Annotated in this window: 4 protein-coding genes; 3 read left to right on the plus strand and 1 reads right to left on the minus strand. The window is 67.0% G+C overall.

The annotated features are described in order from the left end of the window. Positions 1–771 precede the first annotated feature (771 nt). Positions 772–2,616 carry a hypothetical protein gene (locus AAHM41_RS38355; protein ID WP_342241901.1) on the plus strand — a complete coding sequence of 615 codons (1,845 nt, stop codon included), beginning with the start codon at positions 772–774 and terminating at the stop codon, positions 2,614–2,616. A 22-nt stretch (positions 2,617–2,638) separates the two neighbouring features. Here AAHM41_RS38355 and AAHM41_RS38360 read toward each other — a convergent pair whose 3' ends face one another. Then, on the minus strand, positions 2,639–3,241 hold the full coding sequence (locus AAHM41_RS38360; protein ID WP_342241904.1) for a TetR/AcrR family transcriptional regulator: 603 nt from the start codon (positions 3,239–3,241) through the stop codon (positions 2,639–2,641). Between the two features lie 80 nt (positions 3,242–3,321). Here AAHM41_RS38360 and AAHM41_RS38365 point away from each other — a divergent pair, with 80 nt between their 5' ends. Both AAHM41_RS38365 and AAHM41_RS38370 read left to right on the plus strand, forming a co-directional pair. Further along, positions 3,322–4,233 (plus strand): alpha/beta fold hydrolase, encoded by a 912-nt coding sequence (locus AAHM41_RS38365; protein ID WP_342241902.1) that lies wholly within the window; start codon positions 3,322–3,324, stop codon positions 4,231–4,233. 433 nt (positions 4,234–4,666) lie between these two features. Next, positions 4,667–5,752 (plus strand): nucleoside hydrolase, encoded by a 1,086-nt coding sequence (locus AAHM41_RS38370; RefSeq protein WP_342241903.1) that lies wholly within the window; start codon positions 4,667–4,669, stop codon positions 5,750–5,752. Positions 5,753–5,776 lie beyond the last annotated feature (24 nt).

Raw genomic sequence — 5,776 nt, forward strand, 5'->3', positions numbered from 1 at the left:
TGCCCAACCCGCCCCCGGGCTTTTTTCAAACCGCGGGGGGCCGCCCGCCCCCCCCAGACACTGGGATCTACACCTACAAGTCGGACACCGCATCCAACGAGACCTGGACCCTCCTTCCGTACCAGCCGGAACCGTCCGGGCAGTATTTCACGATCAACAGCGGCCTCCACAGCTCGTCGCCGAGGATGCTGACCGCCTGTGGCGACGGCACGGTCGTGATCGACACTGCGCTGGACTCGGCTTACGCGCAGCCGGCCATCAATCAGCTCTGGCAGCTGACGCTCGACGGAAACATCGTCAGTGCCCTAAACCCCGGTCTCGGCCTCGCGAGCCCCACCGGCGGCGGACAGGTCGCGCTCGCGGTCCTCCGGCCGCGGGCGCTGGAGCAGCGCTGGGCCTGGGATCACGGTGCCACCCAGGCGGGAACCAGCTCGAAGGTGCCGGTCGGGGCGCTGATGAATCTGGGCAGCGACGGCGGCCGGTGTCTGACGGTGCAAGGCGGAGCCACGACGCCCGGCACCCCGGTCTGCACGGAGGCCGGCCCCGCGGCGGACGACGCGCCGCCGCCGCCGCAACAGCTGTGGTATGTGCAGCCGGCCGGCCCCTCCTACGGCAAATGGACACCGATCCGGAGCACCTGCCCCGTCCAGATCGACGGGCAGGCCACCACCTTGCTCGATCTCGTCCTCACCATCGACGTCACCAATGCGACCCTGCCCTCGGACGACAGCGGCCCCTATTATCTGCAGGAACGGGCGGTCATCGACAGCCGTGCAGGCGGCCCGGCCGCCATCTGGCAGTTCACCCCCCGACGGCTACATCGTCAATTCGGTCGATCCGAACCTGGTTCTCAGCCTCGCCGTAAGCCCGTCCAGCACCCTGGATGCCCCGGTCTACGGCAGCACCGTCGTCGTGTCGCTGCGGTCTCCCCAAGCCTATCCGTGCCAGCTCTGGACCACTACGAGCGACGGGATCATCTACAACCGACAGAATGGGCAGGTTCTGACGGTCGACGGCACCTTCAACCCGCAGAAGCCCGCGCCGGTCCCGGTCGTCACCTCGCCCCTGGCGTCGTCGGCCACGGCGACCCAGATCTGGGACATCGCACCCGGCAAGGCCCTGCAAACGGTGTTGGCGCAGCCGCGCCAGCCCTTCCCGGGGGCGAAGAGCGATGAAGCCGCCTACAACAACATCGACAAGCAGCTCGGCTTGAAGGGCATCACGCTGCGGGCCCAGTATATGAACCTGGCAGCGCCGCTCGCGAGCTATCAGGCCGGGCTCGCCACGATGCCCCCCGATGCGATCGTCGCCCAGCTGACTCGGGAATTGACCGCGGCCGTCGCCGTGCGGTCGCTGTTCCAGCAGATCGGCGCCCTCCACGTCAATCTGGGCCTGCAGCAGACCATGGCGCTGCAAGAGCTGGTGACGCTGCTGGAACTGCCCGGCAAGCAGATCCCGCGGAAGAAGAGCCACGCCTGGATCTGGGATATCGTCGATGGGACGGTCTACACCGCGCTGAACATGGCCGGCGCCGCGGCGGGCGATCCGAAGGCCGGATCCCAGTTCGAGGACTTCTCTAAACTGGCAAGCAAAGGGCTCTCGGCGCTGGCCAACGTGTTGCAATCCGGCTCCACCGCCGCCCAAGCAAAGATGCAGGCCAGTTCCGGCAGCGCACTCTGGACCGCCGCGCTGCAGAAGGCCGAGCAGTATGAAATGACGGTCGCACAGCTGCAGCAGGCGCTGCTCGCCGCCTTCAACGAGTCCGGGGTCGCTCTCGGGCAGATGGAAGCCGTGATCCTGAGCGACTGGGGCAAAATGGAGCAGATCTACGGCATGATCTGCGACCTGTCGGGCCTGTCTTCGCTCTACTGGTCGGGCAGCATGGGACCGATGCAGGCGAACAAGCTGCTGAAGGGCTACATGGTTCAGGTGCTGCAGACCTTGATGCCGCTGAACTCCGGCTACAGCATCAGTGGCGACGTCATTCACGGACCGCCGAACCAGCCCCTGGACCGGCTCGGGCTCCAACCCGACGGCCTGACCTACATCCAGCAGACGCAAGACGGGCGGCAGAACACCTATACGGCGATCGGCAACACCGATGTGCTGTCGATCCTGTGGGCCAACGAGACGAATCCTTACGGCTACTTCCACGGGATCGGCGGATGGACCCTGCCGACCAACTATTCGCCCCCCGGCACACTCAACGACTACTACGACCAGGCCGCCATCGTGGTCATCATCATCAACAACACGCCGCAGCCGATGTGGATGAACGTCACCGCGCAGGGCGTGCTAGGCCCCGGCGGCAGCGTCGCCGACAATGTCGGAAGCAATGTCTGGCGCCCGCTCGCCGCCTTCGGGACCCAGAGCTTCGCCGGCATCAATGTCAGCAACGATGGCAACAACGGCACCGGCTGTCCGTTCGATGGCGACTTCTATCTTTACGCCGGCCCCCAGGACGGTCCGCAGGTCGCGGACGTCCATATCGGCACCAACTACGCGACCTGGAACTGGACGGTCGCGTCACAGGCGGCGGGGTACTCGGTCGACCTGTCGGCGCCGGGCGACGGCAACGTGCAAATCCTGACGGTCGCGGTGTCTGCTGCGGCCTGAACGCGGCGCCGAGGGAAAGGTCCTAGCGCGAAGACCGCGCCGCGACGCCGGCGACCAAATCCTCGACGATCTCCTGCAGCTCCGCCGGCGTTGCACCGTCGCGGGCCTGGATCGAGATGCCCTGCATGACGGCCGCCAGGTGCCGGGCCAGGCGGCGCACCTCCTCCGTATCGGCGAAGGGCCGGAGGGCCTGCGCGATCCGCTCGCGCATGGCGTCGCGCCGGGCGGCCAGATCGCGGGCGAGCGCGGCGTGCTCGGGGTGGCAGGTGATCATGCCGCTGGAGACCATGCAGCTGCGCTCGCGATCGGGATCGGTGACGGCCCGGACCGCCGCCTCGAGCAGCCGCCGCACCGCCTCCGCCAGCGTGGCGGCCGAGGCGACGGGCGTCATGTCGAGCGAGCCGAGACTCTCCTCGTAACGGTTCAGCGCCTCCTGGTAGAGCCCGGCCTTGCTGCCGAAGGCCGAATAGAGGCTCGGCGGCGCGATGCCGATCGCCTTGGTCAGGTCGCCGACCGACACCCCCTCGTAGCCATGCCGCCAGAACAGCCGCATGGCGGTCTCGACCGCCCTGTCGCGATCGAAGCTCCACGGCCGCCCGCCGCGCGATTTCGCATCCGGTTCCATATCGATCACTAAACAACATCTTGACGGCCGGCGTCAAACCGGTTGATTAGTGATCGATAAACAACATGGATGACGCTCTGATGGATCGCTCACGACGAAGCTTCCTGGCCGGAACGATCGGCCTTGCCGCCCTCGCGGTTCACGCCAGGCTCGGATTCGCGGCTCCACAGGAACGGGAGACCTTCTCCGTCCGGTCATCGGACGGCACGACATTGACGGGAGAGGCACAGGGCGACCCGCAGGCGCCCGAGATCCTGTTCATCCACGGCCTGCGCCAAAGCCGCCTGAGCTGGGACAAGCAGTTCGCCGACCCGGCGCTGGCCGGCTTCCGCCTGGTCCGATTCGACCTTCGCGGCCATGGCGATTCGGACAAGCCGCCCTCCCCCGACGCCTATGCGGATGCCGACCGGTGGGCGGACGACGTCGCCGCCGTGATCGCCGCCGCCAAGCTGCGCCGCCCCGTCCTGGTGGGCTGGTCTCTCGGCGGCTACGTGGCCGGCGCGTATCTGCGGAAATATGGCGGCGCGCGGGTGGCGGGGATCAACCTGGTCGACGCGGTCACCAAGCTGTCGCCGGATCTGCTGACGCCGCTGGCGGGCACCTTCGCCCGCACCACCACCTCGCCCGACCTGGCCGAGCGGACGGCGGAAACGGCGCGCTTTCTCGAGGCCTGCTTCCACCAGCCGCCGACGAGCGTGGAGCTGCAGCGCATGCTGGTGGTCAACGGCATGACCGCGCGGGCCGTGGGCGAAGGCTTCGTCAGGACGGCCACGCCGGACCTCGAACCCGTCTTCCAGGCCTATGCCGGCCCGATCCTGCTGACGCATGGGACGCATGACCGGCTGGTCCGCCTGGCGATGTCGGAGCGGATCAAGGCGATCCACCCGGGAAGCCGCCTCTCGGTCTATGCGGACAGCGGCCACAGCCCCTTCCATGAGGAGCCGGCCCGGTTCGGCCGGGAGCTCGCCGCCTTCGTGACGGCTGGGGGCTGATCCGCGGATCCGGGGCTTGGCCTGTCCCCCAAAAGAAAACAGGCCGCAGCGAACTGCGGCCCGAGTTTAGGGAGGAAACGCCCAAGAAGTGCGTTACGACAGCAGCTCATCACTGCATATCGCACTGCAACATAAGCACGGCGCGGCGAGGTTCGCAAGCGAAAAGAGATTAAAAATTGGTCACGCTCGATTCTGCCCAAAATTTGCCCTGTTTCGGGGCGGATGCCGGCGCTTTGGGCGGTCACAGCCGCTTGATCAGCCAAAGCACGAGGCCGTCGTCGACCGGAACCGAGTCGCGCGGCACCATCGGCCTGTCAGGTGACCCGCTCACGATCCGCACTGCGACCGGTCATCGAAGCGTGCCATCGTAGGATACCGGACCGCGGCGACTCGGATCGAAGGACGCGCGTCCGCACAGGAGGAGGCATAGAAGATGCAGCGATGGATCGCCGCCGCCGCGGCGGTATGGGCCCTGGCCGCGGCGCCGGCCGTGGCCGCCGAGAAGATCATTCTCGACACCGATTTCAGCACCGCCGGGGATGACGGCCAGGTCCTGATCATGGCCGCGCAGCTCGACCACCAGGGCGTGATCGACCTGCTGGGCGTCACCGTGGTCACCGGCAACAACTGGCTGAAGCAGGAGGTGGCGGACGCGCTGCGCGCCGTCGAGCGCCTGGGCATCGAGGACAAGGTCGGCGTCTATGCCGGCGCCAACCTGCCGCTGGTGCACGACCCGGAGAGCTTCGAGAGCGAACGCGCCCTCTACGGCTTCGGCGAGAGCTACAAGACCGCCTTCCACCGGCCGCAGCCGGCCGATGCCGACCTGGTGGCGCCGCCGGACGGCTTCGCCAAGAAGGCCAAGCTGCGCGACCAGGATGCGATCGACTTCATCGTCGACACGGTCAAAGCCAACCCGCACGAGGTGTCGCTGCTGGTGATCGGCCCGGCCACCAATATCGCGCTCGCGGTGCGCAAGAACCCTGAGATCGTGCCGCTGATCAAGCAGATCGTCTACATGGCGGGCGCGGTCGATATCCGCGGCAACACCACCCCGGCCGCCGAGATGAATGTCTGGATCGACCCGGAGGCGGCGCGCATCGTCATGCGCGAGCCGATCGACCAGGCCATCATCCCGCTCGACGTCACCGACATCACCCAGCTGTCCAAGACTGATTTCGACCGCATCGTCGCCGGCGACGGCCCGATCCCGGCGCTGTTCAAGGACAGCTGGATGGCCAAGGCCTATGCCAGGGATGCGAATGCGACGGTCAATGTCTTCGACACGCTCGCCCTCGCCTATCTGGTCGACCCCAGCTACGCCACCAAGGTCGAGGAGTTGTATCTCGACGTCGACATCGCCTTCGGCCCCGGCTACGGCCGCACCTTCGGCTATTGGCAGGAGCAGCCGACCAAGCTGCTGCAGAAGGTCAAGGTGGTGAAGCAGTTCGACAACCGCCGCTTCTTCGACCTCTATGTCGACCTGATGACCCGGCCGGTGCCGATCAAGCCGGCGACCTAGTCTTACTGCGTCATAAGCGAGGAG

It is taken from the genome of Inquilinus sp. OTU3971, from assembly GCF_038440215.1.

Coding starts and splice junctions, on each gene's coding strand:
- AAHM41_RS38360 (WP_342241904.1), bottom strand. CDS start 3,241: ATGGAACCGGATGCGAAATCGCGCGGCGGGCGGCCGTGGAGCTTCGAT.
- AAHM41_RS38370 (WP_342241903.1), top strand. CDS start 4,667: ATGCAGCGATGGATCGCCGCCGCCGCGGCGGTATGGGCCCTGGCCGCG.
- AAHM41_RS38365 (WP_342241902.1), top strand. CDS start 3,322: ATGGATCGCTCACGACGAAGCTTCCTGGCCGGAACGATCGGCCTTGCC.